This window comes from Pedobacter frigiditerrae (assembly GCF_032678705.1).
Lineage (GTDB): Bacteria > Bacteroidota > Bacteroidia > Sphingobacteriales > Sphingobacteriaceae > Pedobacter > Pedobacter frigiditerrae_A.
Genome location: NZ_JAVTSS010000001.1, coordinates 1,006,983 through 1,028,498, shown reverse-complemented (window position 1 = coordinate 1,028,498; position 21,516 = coordinate 1,006,983). Strand labels below are relative to the sequence as shown.

General features: G+C 35.1%; 9 protein-coding genes. 3 read left to right on the top strand and 6 right to left on the bottom strand.

From position 1 onward, the window contains the following. Positions 1-24: 24 nt before the first annotated feature. Positions 25-2,781, top strand: a complete 2,757-nt coding sequence (locus R2Q59_RS04005; protein ID WP_316783861.1) for a thiopeptide-type bacteriocin biosynthesis protein — start codon at positions 25-27, stop codon at positions 2,779-2,781. Here the strand turns inward: R2Q59_RS04005 and R2Q59_RS04000 are convergent. Beyond that, positions 2,765-3,844 carry a sensor histidine kinase gene (locus R2Q59_RS04000; protein ID WP_316783859.1) on the bottom strand — a complete coding sequence of 360 codons (1,080 nt, stop codon included), beginning with the start codon at positions 3,842-3,844 and terminating at the stop codon, positions 2,765-2,767. The genes R2Q59_RS04005 and R2Q59_RS04000 overlap by 17 nt on opposite strands. A 92-nt stretch (positions 3,845-3,936) precedes the next feature. On the opposite strand from R2Q59_RS04000, the gene R2Q59_RS03995 reads away from it, so the two are divergent. After that, entirely contained in the window at positions 3,937-4,077 is a 141-nt protein-coding gene (locus R2Q59_RS03995) for a hypothetical protein (protein ID WP_316783857.1), read from the top strand. 17 nt (positions 4,078-4,094) lie between these two features. On the opposite strand, the gene R2Q59_RS03990 is transcribed toward R2Q59_RS03995, so the two are convergent. Continuing rightward, complete coding sequence (locus tag R2Q59_RS03990) at positions 4,095-4,841, bottom strand: LytTR family DNA-binding domain-containing protein (protein WP_316765950.1); 747 nt, start codon at positions 4,839-4,841, stop codon at positions 4,095-4,097. Between the two features lie 129 nt (positions 4,842-4,970). Next, positions 4,971-5,252, bottom strand: a complete 282-nt coding sequence (locus R2Q59_RS03985) for a helix-turn-helix transcriptional regulator (protein WP_316765948.1) — start codon at positions 5,250-5,252, stop codon at positions 4,971-4,973. Positions 5,253-5,708: 456 nt separating this feature from the next. Here R2Q59_RS03985 and R2Q59_RS03980 point away from each other — a divergent pair, with 456 nt between their 5' ends. After that, entirely contained in the window at positions 5,709-8,138 is a 2,430-nt protein-coding gene (locus R2Q59_RS03980; RefSeq protein WP_316783855.1) for a hypothetical protein, read from the top strand. A 40-nt stretch (positions 8,139-8,178) separates the two neighbouring features. Here R2Q59_RS03980 and R2Q59_RS03975 read toward each other — a convergent pair whose 3' ends face one another. The 3 genes from R2Q59_RS03975 to R2Q59_RS03965 are packed head-to-tail and all read right to left on the bottom strand — an operon-like array spanning position 8,179 to position 21,337. Continuing rightward, positions 8,179-10,179 carry an OmpA family protein gene (locus tag R2Q59_RS03975; RefSeq protein WP_316783853.1) on the bottom strand — a complete coding sequence of 667 codons (2,001 nt, stop codon included), beginning with the start codon at positions 10,177-10,179 and terminating at the stop codon, positions 8,179-8,181. Positions 10,180-10,190: 11 nt separating this feature from the next. Beyond that, positions 10,191-11,183, bottom strand: a complete 993-nt coding sequence (locus R2Q59_RS03970) for a PorP/SprF family type IX secretion system membrane protein (RefSeq protein WP_316783851.1) — start codon at positions 11,181-11,183, stop codon at positions 10,191-10,193. A 23-nt stretch (positions 11,184-11,206) separates the two neighbouring features. Further along, the gene (locus tag R2Q59_RS03965; RefSeq protein ID WP_316783849.1) at positions 11,207-21,337 is read right to left on the bottom strand and encodes a putative Ig domain-containing protein; all 10,131 of its coding nucleotides are present in this window, start codon (positions 21,335-21,337) and stop codon (positions 11,207-11,209) included. Between the last annotated feature and the right edge of the window lie 179 nt (positions 21,338-21,516).

Sequence of the window (21,516 nt, the reverse complement as noted above, 5' to 3'; positions counted from 1 at the left end):
GGATTACATCCATTAAAATAGAATATGAAAATCACCCCTTTTTGCAAAATTATTTGTCGCACTCCTGCATTTGACATTAACCAAACATTAGCCGAAGTTTGGGAAGAATTAAAGTGTAAAATTGAAGAATCATCACCAGATTTTTATGAACTTATTAAAGTTGTTAAGGCAGCTGATATAGCTCAACTCGACAATAAAGCCAGGTTTACCATTTGGAAATATTTTAACCGAGCAAAATATCGTTCTACGCCTTTTGGTTCATTTGCTTCGTTATCTATGGTTCCACTTTCATTTTACGCTCAAGAACTTCCTCTTTTGGATAATAAAATAAAAACCCATCACTGGATAGATTGGGGACAAAAGGAGAAGTATCAGTCTAATTCTCTCCAAAATGTTAATAAACTATTAACTAACTCATCTATTTATTTTGTAGCAGAAGAGATTAGATACATCAAAAGTTCAAATGGCTCTTTTGAATTAGCTACTGTATACGCTTTACCAGAATTGAATACCATCTTATTAAGTTGTAAATGTAAAACTAGGCCAGATGAACTTTACGAGTTAATGCAACATGGTTTCAACATGGACAGAGAAAACACGATGGATTTATTGCAACAACTGATAGAGTTACAATTATTACATACAGATTTACAAGCCAACATTACTGGCGAGGATTATTTCTCAAAAATTCACATTCCATGCCCTATTAAACCAAGCAATTATATTATTGCCGAAAGACCATTGAAAGGAGGCAATTTTGATGGCAAGCAACTGAAACATTTACCAGAAATGATTGATTTTTTTGTTAAAAACTTTAAGGCTCATCAAAACCCTGACCTAACCAAGTTCAAAGATTCTTTTAATAAGAGATTTGAAAACCAAGAGGTGAGCTTAGCTGTAGTTATGGATCCCGAAATTGGCATTGGATACGGTAACTTGGCTCATATAAATAATAGCAATACATTAATAGCCGACATTAAGGCTGCTAGAAACCTTACTGGCCATGAAAACTTAGCCTATGGTAAGGTTCAACAATTTTTATTAAAGAAACTAATAGCAAATAAAAAAATTGATCTGGCAGAATTTGAATCAGAATCTAAAGAAACGGCAATTTTACCAAATACCTTTAGCTTGATATTTCATTTGTATAAGGGCAAGCCAGTTTTAGCTCACACCGGTGGATGTACAGCAAATTCATTATTGGGGCGTTTTACCTTGTGCAATGAGGACATAGAAAATTACGGAAGAGAAATTGCTAACTTAGAAATTAATGCAAATGCTAACGTACTCTTTTTTGATATTGCTTATCAGGCAGAAAAAAAAGTAGACAATGTAAACAGGAGAAAACAATTGTACCCTTATGAATTACCCATTTTAACGTGGTCTGAAAGTGATAATCCTTTAGATCTTAATGATTTACTTGTAACTATCGAACAACAAGAAGTTGTTTTGAAATCAAAGAAATTAGGCAAAAGATTGATACCTAGAATTGCTTCAGCTTATAATTATACCCGTTCAGACTTGGCTGTTTACCGCTTTTTATGCGACATACAATCGCAAGGGATATTAACTAACCTTAGTTTTAAACTACGAGATTTTTTTCCTGGACTTGAGCATTATCAAAGGGTAAGTTTTAATGAAATTATTATTTCACCAGCTATGTGGCTTATTCCTTCAGATATAACAACTGATATTTCAGCTATAAAAAACTGGTTAATAATGAAACAGATTACTTCGATTTTTACTGTAGGTCATGCTGATCAATCATTAGCCTTTAATCCTAGAAGCGAGGAAGATTTAGAAGCACTTTTAAGCTATTGCAAACAACAGAAAGCAGAGATCTATATTACAGAAGCTTTAATAGATGAAAGTGATTTCATAGGAGATCAGCAGGGGAATGCTTATCACCCTCAGTACATTGTTAATTACCATCATAAAGAACGTATTTATGAGCCTACTCCTGTTCAATTAAGTCAGGTTAGCGAAGTTTATTTACCAGGCTCTGAATGGTTGTATTTTGAGATTTATTGTCATCCAAACAAAAGCAATTACCTCTTGCTTGGTTTATTCATTAAAAGTAATAAAACACTATTAAAAAAATGGTTCTTTATTCGTTATACTGATCCAGAACCTCACATCCGTTTACGTTTACATTTAAAAAACATAAATACTGGCTTTAAATTATTATCAGCCATGCAAAAATTGGTACAACCAGAACTAAAGGAAGGTTTTATTATTGATTTTAAGATAAAAACTTATAATAAAGAAACACAGCGTTATGGCATAGAACGAATGACTTTGGTAGAGCAGTTTTTTAATGTAGATAGTAAATGTATTCTTTATTTAATTAAATATGCACGAGCAGATGAACAATTGATTGCCAGTTCTATCAATATTTTGCTGCCTTTTATTGCTTATTCCTTTAATGATATTGGGGAGCAAATTTTATTCGTTAAAAATTTAGCTAAAAGCTTTGCAATTGAAATGGATTTAAATTCAGAAAGTTTTAAAAAGATAAATACAGTATTCAATCAATTTAAAGGTGATTTAAAAAAATCATACATTCACCTACCAGTTGGCTTGCTCAAACAACAAGAAAAACTCTTTAAGAAAATTATAAGTAATTGCGAAAATGACAGGGCTAAGGAAAATATGTTAGCAGATTTGATTCACATGCATATAAATCGGTTATTTATTATCGACCAAAGGATTTATGAAACCCTCATTTATCATTACCTGATGAGGATATTGCAAACTAAACAAGCTATTTTAAAAGCCTAATTGGAATTTTAATATCTACTTTAAAATGCTTGTTGATTACTTCATGTTTAAATATAATTTCATCTCCATAAGCATAGCTTAATCTTTTTTGAGTGTTATTTAAACCAGAATTATTGCTGTCTTTTATGGTGTTATGGTTAATGAGGTTAACTGTTTGGATGATCAATAAATCATTTTTGATTTCTAAATTTACAAAGGCAATATCTTCAGCATTGCTTATATCGCCGTGCTTAAAAATGTTCTCTACTAGGGTAAGCACAACTAAAGGAATTAAGCGGAGCCGTTTAACTTCTTCAGAATAGGCAAAATGGAGGTTTAGCTCACTGTTTTTACGAATTTGATAGAGATACAAAAGATTTTCTACTTGTTCTATTTCATCAGTTAAATAAATGGTTTGTTCCATCTCATCTGAATCTATAGCAAAACGCATCATTTGAGCCAATCTGATGACAGCCTCTCCAGCAGTTTCAGAATGTTTATTTACACTATGATAAATAAAATCTAATGTATTGAATAAAAAATGAGGATTAATTTGTGCTTTTAAAAAGGCGTTTTTGGCAATAACCAATTCTTGCTCTATTTTTTGTTGTTGGATAATTTTTTCTAATTTTTCTTTTTCTAAATCTGCTGTTCTTTTGCGTTCTTTTAAATAGGTTTTTAAGTAGTAATAACCGGTTGAAAAACATAAAAACAGTAGCCCACGATATAAATTCCTTGAAACAAAATTAACATCTAGCTTCAATTCTATTCCCGTTTTAAAACCATTAATTTCTAAAACATAAGACACAAGGTACTGAATCATTACATAAATTGGCAATTCTAAAGCTAATACCAACAATGTAAACCAAATTTGCTTGCCCTGCTTTATAACCCAAGGCAAGCAAATATCAGCATGTATATAAAAGAAGATTACTACAATTAAATAATGTGAGATGTAAATTATAGCATTGTGAAATATACTATAAATTATGCCAATTGATAATGCCTCAATGACCATATATAATGACCATATTAAAATATGAATCTTAAACTTACGGTACCATAAAGAAATATTTTTTGTCATAAAACCTTTTTCGAATAGAAAACTACCCCTTCTATATAATATATTTTAAGCGCTAGGTATCACAACCTAATTTTCATAAAAACTAAAAAATTATGAAAAGACCGGCTTTAAAAGTTTACCAAAGCACATTGTTTATTTACAAATCAATTAAAAATGCTAAACGTATTTCACCAAATGATGATACTACGGGAACTGCAAAAACAACCTTAACATCTACAGGTTTTTTTAAATAATTGAAGATAAAACGGGATTACGCTTGTTTTCCCGTTTTTATTAATCTATCAGCTACAAAGGAGTTAAATTCTTTACGGTAATTATCACCTACAGATATCCTAATACCATTTGTCATTTTAACCAAACTACCATCAATAGTTTCAATTTGATCTAAACTGATGATAAAACTTCTATGCAATTGCATAAAACCAGGCATTAAATTTAAAATTTTAGCAATCTCGATTAATGACATGTAAGTTAGTATCTTTTTAGAAAGCGTGTAAATCATTATGTAATTCTGTTTACTTTCTACTGCTACTATATCTGCATACTTAATTTTCAAGATTTTTAAATCGTCCTCTCTGCTTTTCACAAAAAAAAAGTCTTTTTTTACTGCTACATCAACTTTTTGCTCAGTTAGGGCTAATTCTTGAGTAAATAATTTATTAATGGTGATGATAAATTTACCCAAAGAATAGGGTTTTAAAAGATAAGCGTCAGCGTTAGACTCAAATGCTTCATAAGCATATTTGGTATGTGCTGTCGTAAATACAAGCTTGGTTGTCTTATTTCTTATTTCCTTAGCTAATTCTATACCGTTAATTTTTGGCATATCGACATCTAAAAATATTAAATCTACAGGCTCATTCTTCACAATCTCCTTTAATGCAATCAATGGATCTGTGTAAGTATTTACAATAGAAAGTTCTCCAACTGACGATATGTAACCTTTTAATCCTTCTATTGCCTGAGGCTCATCATCAATTATTATACACCTATACATCCCTATTTGCTAATTCTAATAAATATGGGCAAATATCAGGATTTCTCCAAAACAAAATTTGTTTCTCGTAAAGAAAATCTACCTGTTCGAATAGGAATTAAGCCGTTTCGTATAGAAAACTAACAAAACCTATACTGCAGTGGCAAATAATGATGATGAATTTCCTTTAAATGCAGCAGATTTATCTTCTTGTTGGTTTTTTTCTATTTCAATTAATTTCATCAACTCTACAAAATTGATTTCATAATAATCTGCTAGTTTAAAAAGTTTCGATAAAGGTATCTCTATCTTATTGTTCTCATACCTCAAATAAGTAGGTCTGCTTATCAATAAATATTTAGCAACGTCTGCCTGATTCACTTTTTGTTTTTTTCTTAACTTTTTAAGGACATTACCTATTTCTATTTCCATAATTCATTTTTAAAACATTAGCTTAAAAATGTTAACTCTTATTTATTAAAAACTAGACATTATACAGACAGGTATATTTACTTGACGAACAGGCACATTTTCAGGACTAAACTTTACCTAACTAAAAAAACCTTCAAAAAAGCACAAAAACGATTATTTTAAACCAAATTATCTACTATCTAATACCTCAAAAAGATTAAAACTTAATTAATTTTACTCCTACAGGTTGTAAGAGCCATTAAATTACTATATCATTATATGTTATAATATATGGTTGAAATTGCAATCGATTTTATTACATATTTTTTGGTATAAAATAATTATATTAGTGAAAATACAAGCCAAACATCCTATTGTACTATGCCAGATACCTTGATTCTACAAGAATTAAAGCGGTTAATTTTAGTAAAAACTGAGATAAAAGTCATAAGTCCCTCAGACTGCCGACTAATCTCAATGTCTATACAAAAAGAAACAAAAAAGAACATCAGTGAAACCACTATAAAACGTCTATTTGGTTTTGCTGAGATTAAACACCAATTTTCAAAATTTACAATTAATGCGTTTATTGAATATGTTGGTTATCAAGAAAACATATCGCCTCTTTTAGAAAATTCAAAAGCCGAAGATGATGAACTTAGTTTGTTAAAAGCTAATGCACAAACCATTACAAGTCACACACTGCAAAGCATTCGAAATCGTTGCAGCGTTCCTTATAGAATGACAATCCCAAGAAAGTTTGCTAATCATGATTATATATTCTTTAGACCAAGCAAATACAGCTTTACCGCTTTTATTTCACAACCTGGTTATGGCAGGAGTATACTATTAAGCCATTTGGTTCAAGAAATGTTTATTGATGAAACTGCTCCGTATAAAAAAGATAGAACAGTTTTCTTTTCAGCAGACTCCTTATTTAGTAAAGAACAACAAGAAATTAGCTTGGAAGATAAGGTAAAAGCTAAAATTGGTCTTTCTCCTGGAACTGATTTAAATTCATTTTTTAATGAACAATTTAAAAAATTTGGTATAAAACTTAATATCATCATAGATGGTTTTTCTGATTTGGTTATCAACAAAACATCTAAACTTAAGATATTTGACAATATAATACACCTAATTTCTAGTATTGGAGAAAACAACAGTATCAAGTTGATTTTAAGTATGCGATCTGCCAAATGGATTGAGTTTTATGACACGTTCAAACCTATTGCTTATTTGAAAAACAAATGGTTTGCTGGAAGCTATCTTGTAGACAACAGTAACGTTCCTCAACTGACTGAAATAGAAGTTGAACAAATCTTTAATAAGATAAGTCCGATAGATTTTTCGAAGATTAGCGAAAGTTTAAAATCTCATTTAAAATTTCCGTTCCAAATTCAATGGTATTACAGGTTAAGGGAAGAGTATCCTAATTTCGAATCTTATACCAATATTATCCATTACGAAATTATAGCTCGATTTATAAAGGAAAAGATTTACAATTCTACCTACGCAACCGAAAAAGCACTTTTCTGCCAAAAAATAGTTCATTTAACAAATTATGGCAGAAGAGGTTATGCTGTAAGCAAGGTTGATCTATTTAAGCAGATACCTGTATTTCAAAATGCTTATGATGAACTACTGGCCGACGGCATTTTGATGGAAGAGGTTCAAATGAATGTTAACTTTTCACCAGAAAGCGTAAGGTTTATACAACCACATATTTATGAATATTTTCTGTTCATTGAACTATATGAATTGTTTAACCACCAAATGGATAGTCGATTTTTTGAATTAATAAATGACGAATATTTAGGGAATCAAGTTCGCTCGCAGCTATTACAATGGTCGGCCAGGTTAATGGTAAAATCTTATAAGTTAAAAGAAATTAAAGCTTTGCTGGATTTAAAGCTAAATAATTACGAAAAAAATTACTTGATCTATTTCATCGCCGAAAATTTAAGTTACAATCAAAAGCAAGACCCTGAACTAGCTAATCAAATCAAAACACAACAGCTTCATCAGTTATTGATTAGTAAACTTATTCATTTTGATTTTATTGATTCATGTTATAGAGATGCCATCAATTGTTTGATAGAAGTTGTAGACTCAAACGAAAATGAACTCTTTTATCATTCGATATTGTTAATTTTTGATTGTTTTAGCTTGAACATTCCTCATATTTTAGATCGTTTAGAAAGAATGGAAGAGTTAAGTAAGGAAGCAACCCAATGGGAGCTTAATCCTTATGAAGTCTTGAGGTTAATCTATTTAAAGATAAAAGGCATTCAAGTAAACGAAAGCGAAGTTTTTGATTTTATAGAAAGTTTCAAGGCTAAAAAACATCCTGTACACCCCGATATGTTGCCAAACATTAAACAGGTGATAAATATATTGCATGTACTTTTAACCAATATATTTTATGGATCTGCAGATGAAGTTCCTAAAATTGTAAGAGCAACCTTTAGGTCTTTCCCTAAACTACTTAAAACGCGGAAACTGTTTTCAGGCTATCTTTTAAACTTAATGGCTCAGGCCAGTGCAAGGATAAATCCAGGTAAAAAGACCGATCAAATGGAAAACATACTCGTTAAATTGTATGCAGATGGGAGAATTAATCAAACATTGTATGCCCAATCTGTATTATTATCCTTTAAAGCAGAGCAAAGTAAAAACAGAAAAGAATACAACCTTGCATTACAGTATGCAGAAGAGTGTTTACTTATTTACAAAAGAAATGAACTTGCTTTAAATGAGTTGGTAATTTATAATCTTATTATAGAGATATACACAGAGCTTGGTGATAAAGCTAAAGTTGAAGAATACAATTATAAAAAAGCTTATTTATTAGAACGAAAAGAAATAACAGCGCCTATTTTTACCTTAACATCTTTTATAAATTAAGGCAATAAAAAAAGGGAGGTTTAAAACCTCCCTAAATCAACTATTTTTTGGTAACCTTAAATTCTGTTCGTCTATTTAACGCTCTTCCTTCGGGATTATCCTTACCTTTTGCTAATTGATTTGGAGCAATAGGAACATCAAATCCATAACCCTTACTAGTCATTCTTTCTGGCGCAATACCTTTACTTATCAAATAATCCACACAAGATTTTGCCCTGCGCTGAGACAAATCTAAATTATATTCGGCTGTACCGATATTATCAGTATGAGCACCCAATTCAATCTCTATGTCTTTGTTCTCAACCATAATATCGTATAAATGATTTAGGTTAACCTTAGATGAATCGGTTAGTTCTGCACTGTCAAACTCATATAAAATGTTCTTTAAAACAATAGGTTTCTCTGGTATTTTATCTAAGCATAATTCTCCTTTTAAAGTATCTATAGCTACCAACTGCTGTAAGCTATAGTTTAAGTTTTTAGCAAAATACAAACGTTTAGTAGCATTAAGATGAAAACCTCTATTTGAAGTAATGCCGAAACTATAATTTCCGTTTGCATCAGTAGTGGTGGTCATTTCGCCAAGGTCATCGCTAGTTAAAACTACTTTAGCACCTTCCAATGGTTTTTTACTTTCGCAATCTATCAGCTTTCCACTTACTGTTAGTATATCTTTTTTAACATGGAAAATTTCTAAACAACACACTGATTCCCTATCAGAACTTACATAACCTTCATTGTCTTGATCATCTAACGATGTAAAGTATAAATCATCCTTAGCAGAGTTAAATGGATATCCTAAATTTTTCGGAGCGGTCCAATTGGTAAAATCTCCTTGGGCTTCATAAAAATCAAAACCACCCATACCTACTCTTCCATTGGTACTAAACATTAGTTTTTTAGTCTTAGGATTAAAATATGGCGCTTGATCATCACCCTTTGAGTTTATTTTCTCGCCTAAATTCATTGCGTTGCCTGTGGTACCATCTGGTCTCACTAATGCATACCATAAATCGTACTTACCAGAACCACCTGGCCTATCTGACGAAAAAACAAAGTATTTCCCATCCTTAGTTACATAAGGTTGCATGGAATTATAACCATTGACATTGATTTCCCCTCCTAATGAAATTGGGTCTGACCACTCTCCTGTAGCACTTTTACGTGAAATATAAATGCTTCTGATTTTTTCATCCTTATTAGTCCATGCCGTGAAATACATGGCATTTCCATTTGGATGTAATGCAGGAGCAGCAACCTCCATTTCTCTGGCATTAACGGCAACTTTACTTACATTAACCTTTGCAGTATCTGTATTTACCTGTGCAGTATAAATGGCATTAATGTAAGGTGTTGCTTTTTTAACAACTTTATTTTCATTAACGCCAGCTAAAACTTCATTTTTTCCAGCAACCATTTTTGGTCTAGATGAAGTAAAGTAAAAAGTGTTGTTTAATAAAGCAGTTGCATAATTAGAGCCAGAAAGGTTTACGTTTGCTGGTAATTTAGCTAATTTATATAACCGAGGATATTTGATTTCATTTAAAGCGAACTTACAAGATTCAATTTCGGCTATCGCTTTTTCTTTGTAACTATCATTTATAGGATATTTTTTAATAAAAATCTCATAAGCCATAATTGCTTCTTCGAATCTTAAGTTCGAGCGAAGACAATCTCCATACCAAAAGCCACTTAAAGCATATTTCGAATTGGTAAAGTTATTAGCTATGGCATACCACTTTTCTGCATCTTGAAAATTCTTATATAACCTTAATGAAGTAGCCAATTGAAATACTGCATATTCATAGTCTTCCTTTTTGGGACTTTCTTCTAATACCTTTTTCTCAAATCCATAAGGAACAACAAAACCAAGGCTATCTGGAGATATTTGTAATGCTTTTTTATAATATTCTGCCGCAGCATAATATTCTTTGTTTAAAAAATAAACGTCTGCTACTCTTTTACTATCAGCTGAAACAAATTGCGCTTTTGCAAATGAAAAGCTTAAGAGGAGGATGAAAATTGTTTTTAAGTAACGCATATCTATGGGGATTAAAGTCTAGGACAGTAAAAACTTGGACCAACAATACCTTTTCTACTAGTAAAGGAAATTGATAATTCTAAACCACCTTTACTACCAGTTGCTCGATTCAATTGCGATGTATTAAAGTCATAACTCACACCAAAAACCATACTTTTATGATGTAAGCCTACAAAAGCAATGGCCGAATCTTCCAGCCTGTAATTTGCACCAAAAAGCAAGTCAGATTCTGTGCTTAACATTAATTGAGCATAAGCACCACCAGCTACTTCTTGTGCGTCACCCTGTTTAAGGTAAATGAAGTTCGGTGTGATATCTAGCATGTAATTTACTTTTACCCTAGCCCCACCGTGGCCAGTAAAACGCATTGGCAAACGAGAATCGCCACCTACAAATTTATCTTTTGGCCTAGTAAGGTGAGAAACACTAGCACCAATGAAAGAGTTCACTTTTGTATTACCTCTTCCATCAAAATACATTACTCCAAAGTTTACGTCTGGAGATAAATATCCAGATGACGAGATATCTTCATTCATCCCCATACTTGGATCGTATCCTAAAATTGGATTATACTGACTTCCAAGTGTGATTTTAGAAGGATCAAAACTTTTGTTAATTACACCAGCTTGCAATCCGAAGTTTACAATTTGGTCTCCTTCCCTGCCGAAACGTATTCTATAAGCTCCTGATACTACTGCATTTAATTGATTGTAACCAATATCGCCTGCACGTTGATTAATAATCATTGCCCCTAAAGCAAGGTTCTTAGTGGGCGCCATATCGAATGATGCACCCCCTGTTAAATAGCCCTTACCCACATTTGCCCATTGTTGTTTTGCATTTACGTTAACCCTATAATCACCATCTGTTACACCTGTTAGTGCTGGATTTAACCATAATGGGTTAGCATAATATTGAGAGAAATGTGGATCTATTTGAGCGATTGATTCTTTAGCACAAAGACTTAGTCCTAATGCCAACATAAATATTTTAAAGTATTTCATTTTTTTTATTTTTAGGTTAGACATTATCTTAATAAGGTTACAGTGCCTTTAAACGTTTTGGTTGTACCATCGTTAAAGGTTACATCGATATTATACACATACACACCATTTGGTTGTAGATTGCCTCTGTACCTTCCATCCCATCCGTTATTAATTGACAAGGATTCGTATAAGAATTCTCCCCACTGGTTGTAAATCCTCATCTTAAATTTAGACACCAGATTTCCGTAAGCATAGAAAATGTCATTTTTACCATCCCCATTTGGCGTAAACGTATTTGGCACATATAATTCGTTACTAAAAGGATTGTCTGCCGTTCCAGTTACTGGAGTAGAATTTGCACTTGTTTGGCAATCTAAACTACCTTTTGCTCTTACAACGATCGTTACACTTTGACCTGGTTGTAAACCTGTAACCACATGAATTGTTCCATTTGCTCCAGAAGATGGCACTATCCAAGTTGCCCCGTTATTTATCGATACCTCATACGCAGTTGCACCAGTAACAGCACCCCAAGCAAACGTTACACTATTTGCAGTTTTAGATTGTGCAGTAACCACAGGTGCTGCTAATACAGGCAACACATTAACAGTAATAGAAGTTCTGGTGTTACTTGGACAGCCACCTGTTTTTGAAACACTTTCTACATAATAAGTAGTAGTGGCAGCCAATATTGGTGTAGTAAATGAATTACCTTCAAATAATGATGTACCTCCTGAACTGCTAGCGTACCATCTGTAAATCAAGTTTGCGTCTGGACTATTTACATTTAACGTAGCAGTACTACCAGAACAAATTGGATTATTGGTTGCAGAAATCGATGCTGGTGCCAAAGGTATTGGCATCGCATTGATGGTTACTGATGTTCTTGCAGTTGATTGACAAGAACCAGCAGCAGCTTCTACATAATAAGTCACATTAGCAGTAATAACTGGTGTTGTAAAATTAGTACCAGTTCCTACTGATGTTCCACCATTAGCTAACGTATACCAAGTATAATTAACTCCACTTTGTGGGTTGCTTACACTTAATATCGTTGTATTACCGATACAAACATTAACATTATTTGAGGTTACGGTAGGTGCAGTTGGTCTTTGCGTAACATTTACAGTTACCAATACTCTTCCGCTAGCGTTTGCACAACCAGCAGCACTTATTGCTTGAACATAATAGGTTGTACTTGTATTTAAAACTGGAGTTACGTAGGTAGCACCAGTAAATAAAAGCGTTCCATTTGTAGCTGCATTATACCATTCGTAAGTAACACCAGTCTGAGCATTTTCTACCGTTAATGTAGTGCTACTTCCAGCGCAAATGTCTCTACCGGTATTTGCAACAACAGGGTTAATTGGTTTTGCATTTACAGTTACTACAACAACTTTCGCATTACCAGCTGCATTTTCACACCTATTATCTCCTTTTATAGTTACATAATAAGTAGTGGTTGCATTTAGAACAGCAGTTGTGTAAACAGATCCAACAAAAACAACATTAGTTAAGGTAGAATTACTATACCAAGTATAAACTGGATTAGTTACTGTAGTTGTACTTGCTGTAAGTGTTGTTGTATTGCCTTCGCATATTGATATGGTACCATTAACTGATAAATCTGATGCTGTTGCGATTGGTTTAACTATAATTGTTACTGGCTTAGCATTAGCGGCAGTATTTTCACATTTATTAGTTCCTTTTACGGTTACGTAATAAGTAGTGGTAACACTAAGTGAAGGAGTTGTAAAGCTTGGTCCAACAAAAACTGCAGTGGTTAATGAAGCATCGCTATACCAGGTAAATACTGGATTAGTTACCGTTACACTACTTGCACTAATGTTTACACTACCAGAACCACATACTACCGTTGGTGTAGTTAAGTTAATATCAGCAGCTATTGCTCCCATATTTACTGTAACCGTTACATTTTTAGCAGTTGATGAAGTATTTGCACATCTGTTATCGCCACTTACTGTTACATAATAAGTTTTAGTTGCAGTTAAGTTTGGTGTGGTAAATGAAGCACCAACAAAAACACTTGTTGTTAAGGATGCATCACTATACCAAGTAAATACCGGATTTGTAACTGTTGTTGTACTTGCAACCAATGTAGTAGCTGTTCCTTCGCAAACCGTTGCATTACTAACAGTTATATCTGCCGAAGTTGCAACAGGTTTAACAGATATTGAAATGACCTTCGCATTTGCAGGTGCATTTTCACATTTGTTATCGCCTTTAACTGTTACATAGAAATTAGTATTTACAAATAAAGGTTGGCTTGTAAATGTTGGCCCAATGTAAATTAGATTAGTTAAAGCCGCATCAGCATACCAAGTAAACACCGGATTGGTTACCGTTGGACTTGTTGCTGTTAAAATTGCTGGAGAACCTGCGCATGCGGTAGCATTGCCGTTTACTATAATGTCTGTCATCCCCGCCAAAGCATTTACAGTTACGGTTACTACTTTCGCATTTGCAGGTATATTTTCGCATTTGTTTGTACCTTTTACAGTTACATAGAAATTAGTAGTAGTATTTAGAGGTGGTACTACATATGTTGGACCAACATAGGCAACCACAGTTAATGAAGCATCACTATACCAAGTAAATACTGGGTTAGTTACGGTAAAGCTTGATGCCATTAATGTAGTTGAGTTACCAGCGCATATTGTTGAATTTACTAAAGTGATATCTGCAGCTGTTGCATAACCTTTAACAGTAATGGTTACCAACTTAGCATTTGCAGGTGTACTTTCGCATTTATTATCGCCTTTAATAGTAACGTAGTAAGTTTTGTCTGCAGTTAAAGTTGGTGTTGCATAAACAGCGCCAACAAAGGCTACAGAAGTTAAGCTAGCATCGTTGTACCAAGTAAATACAGGATTGGTTACTGTTGTAGAGCTAGCGTTTAACGTAGTGTTTGAACCACTACATATAGTTGCGTTGCCACTAATTACTATATCTGAGGCTGAAGCCAATGGATTAACCGTTATGGTTATCGCTTGTGCGTTTCCAGCAGTATTCTCACATTTATTATCCCCTTTTACTGTTACGTAATAAGTAGTGCTTGCATTTAGCACTGGAGTAACAAAAGTGGTTCCAGTGAATGCTACATCTGTTAAGGCAGCGTTTCTATACCAAGTAAATACTGGATTAGTAACGGTTGTTGTACTCGCTGTTAAGCTTACCGCTGAACCAGCACAGATAGTACTTACACCTGCTAGATTGATATCTGCAGCTGTTGCTGGTGGGTTAATAGTTATAGTAACCACTTTAGCATCAGCAACTGCATTTGCACATTTGTTTGTACCACTAACTGTTACATAATAGGTTGTTGTTGCAGAAAGAGCAGGTGTAGTAAACACAGCACCAGTGAAAGCTACATCTGTTAATGCTGCATTTCTATACCAAGTAAATACTGGGCTGGTTACTGTTAAGCTACTTGCGGTTAATATTGTTGTTGATGAACCACAAACTGCTACCGTACCGCTAACTTGAATATCTGCAGCTGTTGATGAAGGGTTAATGATAATCGTAATTTTTGTACGAGTAGCATTTGCACAGCTGCTTCCATTTACGGCCTCAACATAAAAATCATAAGTTCCTGCCACCAAATTTGCAGGTGTAGTATAATTAGTATTATTAAGAACCAATACATTTCCATTAACATCATACCAATTGAAGGTAATACCTGCTACAGGTTGTACACCTAATGTAACTGGCGAACCTAAACAAGCTCTTGCTGGATTTCCTGCAAGTGCCACGGGTGGAGCTGGTGGAGCAATAACGGTAACCACAACTTTTGTTGGTGCACTTTCGCAACCATAAGCAAATGCTTTTACATAAAAATTATAAGTTCCAGCAACAAGTGATGTTGGTGTATTAAATGTTACGACATCAGCTTGGTAAGTATTTTCTAAATACCATTTATAAGTTACCCCTGCTTGAGGATTTAATACACTTAACATTGCTGAAGTTCCCTGACAAGTACTTGCACTTGCTGCAGTAACTTTAGGTGCAACATTTATGCGCTGTGCATAATCAAAATTTACTGATGTTAATGCGCCAATTAAACCAGAGTTTAATCTTACTTCTACCCCATCAAATGGTAAGGTAGGTACATAAGTTAAAATAATAGCACTTCCATCACTTAGTAATTCTAAATTAATTAATGGATTGTTAACTACCATTGCATCAGCATTGCTGGTAGCGCCATTGTAGGTTGTTACACTTAAACTTGGAAGTACCGATAATGATAACAGTTTTCCTGGTGAAGATATTTTAACTCTCAAAGTATCACCTACGTGAGATAATCCACCTGCAAAACCAACTCTTTGGAACACTGATGCACCAAGCGCACCAACCGGCATTAATAAACTTGAACCAGTTTGTGTGTTATTATCAATCGCTAAATTAGGATTTGAAACCCCAGCAAATAAAGCTACACCAGTAACTCCATCAGCCAATGCTACAGTTGCCGCACCACAAGGTGTAGTAACTGGCGTGCCATTAGGAGTAACAGTAATTGTAACCGAAGCACGAGCAGAAGCTGGACACGGTCCTGGAACAACTGCTTCTACAAAATAAGTAGTGGTAATGGTTAAAGGTGGTGTTACATAAGTAGCACCAGTATGTAAAATTGCTACAGATCCTGCGCTTGCATACCAATTAAATATAGCACCTGAAGTACTTGAACTTGCAGTAAGCACTGCAGGAGAGCCTTCACTTACAGTAACTGCTGCAGGCGTTACAATTGGCACATCCACAGAACCAACCGTAATAGTAGCCGTTGCTCTAGCAGAAGTTCCGCAGCTATTAACCGCTTCTACCGAATAAGTTGTGTTAACTAAAACTACTGGAATAGTGAAACTTGTTCCATCCATTCCTGCTTGATATGTTCCACCAGCATTGTACCATTTGTAAGTTGTACTTGGAACAGGGTTTTTAACTTCTAATAATACGTTGTTTCCAGCACAGGTATTTACATTAGCAAAAACCAATACAGGTACAGTTGGTTGCGGAGCAGCTGTAATATTAACCACCGTTCTTGCACCTACGCAACCAGAACCATTGCTAGCTGCTACAAAATATTTAGTATCTGCTGTAATTGCAGGGGTAGTAAAACTTATTCCGTCTTTACCTGCTTGGTAAACTCCAGCTGCATCATACCATTTATAGGTTAAACCTGCTTTAGGATTATTAACTGTTAATACAGCCGTTTGACCAACACAAGTTGTTACGTTTGCAGCAACCACTTCAGGTTTAGCAATTACGTGTTGTGCATAATTGATATTTAAAGATGTTAATGCCCCAACCAAACCTGAGTTTAGTCTTACTTCTACTTGGTCGAAAACAGAAGTTGGAACAATAGTTAATAATGCTTGTGTGTTACCACTTAAAAGAGTTAAGTTAACTAACGGATTGTTGGAGAATAATGCATCGTTATTACTTACACCAGCATTAAAGGTGGTAAGTTGAAGGCTTCCCAATACAGAAGCTGATAATAATTTACTTGGCGAATTGATTAAAACACGAATGGTATCACCAACATTTGAGGCTGTAGGGAAAGTAAGCCTTTGGTAAACAGAAGCTGCTAATCCTACTGGAATAACTAAAGTAGAACCTGTTTGAGTATCATTATCAATTGCTAAAGTTGGATTTGAAACTCCTGCTAATATTGCAAGTACACCAGTAACACCATTTGTTTGTGAAACAGCACCTTCGCAAGGCACAGGATTTACAGGTGTGCTACCATCTACGGTAACCGTAACTTGAATTCTTGTAGCAGAAGTACATCCGGTAATGGTATTAAAGCTTTCAACATAGTATGATGTTGTGCTATTTAAAGGAGGTGTTACAAAAGTAGAACCTGTATAAAAAGGTGTTGTTCCATTAGCCGTTGTATACCAGTTGAAATTCACATTTGCATCCGCAGAGCTTGCTGTTAATACTGCAGTTTGACCTGGACTTACAGTAGAAGATGATGATTGTACTTGAGGTGCCGCAGGGCGAGGCGTAACTGTGATGCTAACCGCTGCACGACTAGGACTTAAACATCCTGCTTGTGATGCTTCTACATAATAAGTTTTATTAGCTGTTAAAGCTGGTGTAGTAAATGAGGTACCTGTAAAAATTGACGGCCCACCAACTGCAGTTTCAAACCAATTATAAGTAACTGCAGAATTTGGGCTTGTAACTGTTAAAGTACGAGTAGAGCCCTCACAAGTTGAAGGAACCGCTGCCACAACCGGCACTGTTAAAACAGGTGTTACGGTAACCGTTACAGGTACTCTTTCTGCATTTGCGCATCCAGCTTTGCTAACTTGAATATAATAAGTAGTGGTAGTTGTTAACGCTGGGGTTGTATAAGTATTTCCGTTAGCTAAAACGCTACCACCAACTGCATCACTGTACCAAGTTAATGTTGTCCCTCCGTTTGGAGTAGCTGATAAACTAGCAGTGCTGCCAGAGCAAATTGTTAAACCTGTAGATGCTACAGTTGGTTTAGGATAAATAATCTCTGCACCATAAATATCTAAACTAGATAAGGCAGCAACAGTTGCGCTGAATCTAACTTCTACCCTATCGTATACACCACCTGCCAAGAATGTTGCTTTAAAGCGATTTCCACCCAATAATTTTAAATCAATTAATGCCGAATTTAACTGGTAGGTATTTACTACAGACCCGCCATTCATTACAGTAACCGTTACTCCACCTAAAACCGACAAATCTAACAAGCCTGTAGGTGTTGCTAAATCTAAGCGAATACTATCAGTTGCAACACCTGTTGATGGGAATATTAAACGTTGATAACCTTGTGCGCCAACCCCTACTGCTAATGTAATTCTAGTAAAGTTGGTCAAGTTAGCGTCTGTAGAGTTTCCAGCACCGCTGATGCTACATAAAAGGCAAATACCTGTAATACCACTGTTTTGGCTATTTGCTGCATTACAATTAGGATTTGATGGTCCGCTTAATACAGTAATGGTTACTGGTGCTCTACTTGCACTCACACAACCTGTTCCGTTTACAGTTTCTGCATAATAAGTTGTAGTAGTGGTAAGGTTAGGCGTGGTAAAACTCGGACCAGTAGCTAAACTAGCACCACCTGCTGCATTTGCATACCAATTAATGGTTTCTCCTGCGTTTGCCGTAGCCTGAACAACAGTACTTTGTCCGCTATTAATTACTTGATTATTTGTAGTAATTACTGGTGCATTTGGCGCTGGATTGATATTAACCGTTACAGCTGTACGTGTACTAACTGCAGTTCCAGATACCGCTTCTACATAAAAAGTAGTGGTTGCATTTACAATTGGAGTCATAAATGTTCCATTATTTCCAGTAGTTAAAGGCGTATTTCCTGTTGGGCCATACCAGTTATAGGTAACGCCAGCTTGCAAGTTACTAACGGTTAGTGTTGCAGTTGTTCCACTACAAATAGTTGCGTTTGCAACAACCGGAGCAGTAACACCTACTGTTATGCTATAATCTGTATTTACTACATTTCCATTTGCATCGGTTGCTTTCAATGAAACAGTATAAACACCACCTGTTGTTGGTGTGCCAGTAATTTCTCTAGTTATGGTATTAAAACTTAACCCAGGAGGCAAGTTGGTTGCTACATAAGTATATGGAGCTGTACCACCAGTAACCGCTGGTAAAGTTTGAGTTGGATATGGGACACCCACAGTTCCGTTTGGTAAGGTTGCTGTTGGTAAAGAAAGTGCACCAATTACCTTTAATGCATAAGTATTACTGATGGTATTAGATTCTGCATCAGTTGCCGTCATTGTAATGGTATAATTTCCAGACTGAGTTGGTGTACCTGTAATTTGTCTTGTTGCAGGATTAAAGTTTAATCCCGGAGGAAGATTAATTGCAGCATAGGTATAAGGGCCAACACCGCCGTTCGCGGCTGGTAAAGTTTGAGTTGGATAAGCAACACTTACATTTCCGTCTGGCAAGGTTTGATTAGCCAAAGTCAATGGATCCTTAACTCTAATTGAGTAATTAGAAGTGGTTGTTCTACCTTCTGAATCCGTAACCGTTACAGGAATAGCATAAGTTCCTGCGGTAGTAGGCGTACCTGTAATCTCTCTTGTAGCTGGATTAAATGACAATCCTGGAGGGAGGTTTAATGCACTATAGGTGTAAGGACCAGTACCACCAGTTGCCGGCAGTATAGTTTGGGTTGCATAAGTTATCCCTACAGTTCCATCGGCCAAAGGCGATGTAGGCAATACCAATGGGTCTTTAACTACAATAGTGTAATTATTACTTGCCTGATTTCCATCAGCATCTGTTGCCACTACATTAACAACATAAGGACCTGAGGTTGTTGGTGTGCCAGTAATTTCTCTTGTAGCTGGATTAAATGATAAGCCTGGAGGAAGATTTGTAGCCACATAAGTGTAGGGTGTGCTACCTCCTGTTGCTGCTGGTATCACCTGTGTTGGATATAAAGTTCCAACAGTTCCATTTGGTAATGTTGCAGGAGCAAGAACCAAGGTAGGTGTTACTTTTAAAGTATAAGCCGTTGTTACCGTACAGTTTTTTGAATCTGTAGCAGTAATATTGAAATTATAATCTCCAGCTGTTGTTGGTGTACCACCAATTTGTCCGCTAGATGACAGCACTAAACCAGTTGGCAATGTGCTCCCAGCTGCCAACGCATAAGTATAGGTTGGTGTACCACCTGTTGCGGCTGTAATTTGTTTAGAGTAGGCAGAACCTACGGTTGCATTTGATAAGGTTGTAGTAACCAAAACCATTTGAGGATTTACAGTTACAGTAATAGGTACCCTAATTGATTCTGAAGTACATCCAATTCTTCTAGCAGCTACATAATAAGTTTTAGTAGTAGTTAGGTTTGGTGTTACATAAGTTCCGTTATATGCTGTAGTTGCTAAAACTGTTCCTCCAAGCGACACATCATACCAACGCAACTCATTAGTTGATGCTGTAGTAGCGCCTAGATTTGCTGAATTATTATAACAAACATTAATTGCGTTAGACAGTGGTGCTACAAACGTTGGTCGTGGTGCAGAGCTTACTACACTATATAAATCTACAGTTTGTGTAAGACCGACATTCAAGAGCGAGTTAAGGGTAATTTGAACTCGATTGAATTGTGCTCCTGGTACAAAAGGTACGCTTGTTGCCTGCCCAGAATTTAACAATCCAAGTAAATCTAGTGTAAGTAAGGAATTTAAATTTTGAGAAAACACCTGTGTGTTTCCATTATATGCAGTAATTGTTGTATTGTTTAACAAACCTGCACTAACTAAAGCAGGGTTAACACGTAAACGTACACTAAACTCATCGCCAGGATTTGAAAGTGTAGAGAAATAAATATTCTGACTAATTGAACCTGCAACACCTAAAGCGCCCAAACTAATTTCAGAAAAGTTGGTTTGATCAGCATCAATTGCTCTTTCTGGATTGGTAACTCCTGCTTTTCCTAACCCTAATACATCAACGGTTAAACCATTACCTTCGAAACCAGTTGCAAAAGCATTTGCACACGGATCAATTCCAGAAGTATAAAATGCATTATAAACTAAAGTTTGGTTAGTAGAACCTAACAACAGTGCATCAGTAATGTCTTTTATATAAACTCTATCATATATTTGATTTGGTGTAATAGCTACATAAAATAACCCAGCAGCATCTTTAACAATACGTAAATTGGCATTACTAAAAGAATTTGAACTAGTTCCAGAAACAATTGTTGTCCCTCCATTTCTAGCGCCAGCTTCAAAAGCATGATTTCCTAAAACCACTCCACCAACCACATCAGCCAACAGTCCGCCAAGATTACCTCCAAGTAGTGCATTTAAAACGTCGGGGTCAAAGCCAATGCGCACAAAGGTTGTTGTGTTGGCAGGTACAGCTGCAGGAAAAACAAGTTCCAACTCTCCACTATACTTTCCAATACCGAAAGCTGCACCACCATAAGACTTAACCGTAGCGAAACTATTTGTCGCATCAGTTGCATTGTCTTTATTATCTACTTGCACAGATTTAACCGTAGCCGTAGTTGCATAAATTTTCGTTTGCGCATACGATTCGTTAAAGACTAGCGTTATTAAAAAAAGGTGCAAGAGAAATGCGGTCCATCTAATAGACCGTTGATTCAGGGTAGAAATCAATTTCATATGACAGGGATTTAATGATCATTGTACTACAATTTTAAGGTGCAAATAGGCCAATAGTATTATTCGAGTTGTTCATTAAAAAACAATACGGGCTTATTTTGTTCATTTTATTCATTATGCTATTAGTGGCCGTAGGCCATATTTTCTTTTGAGTTAAATGTTATCTTCGTGATATTAGG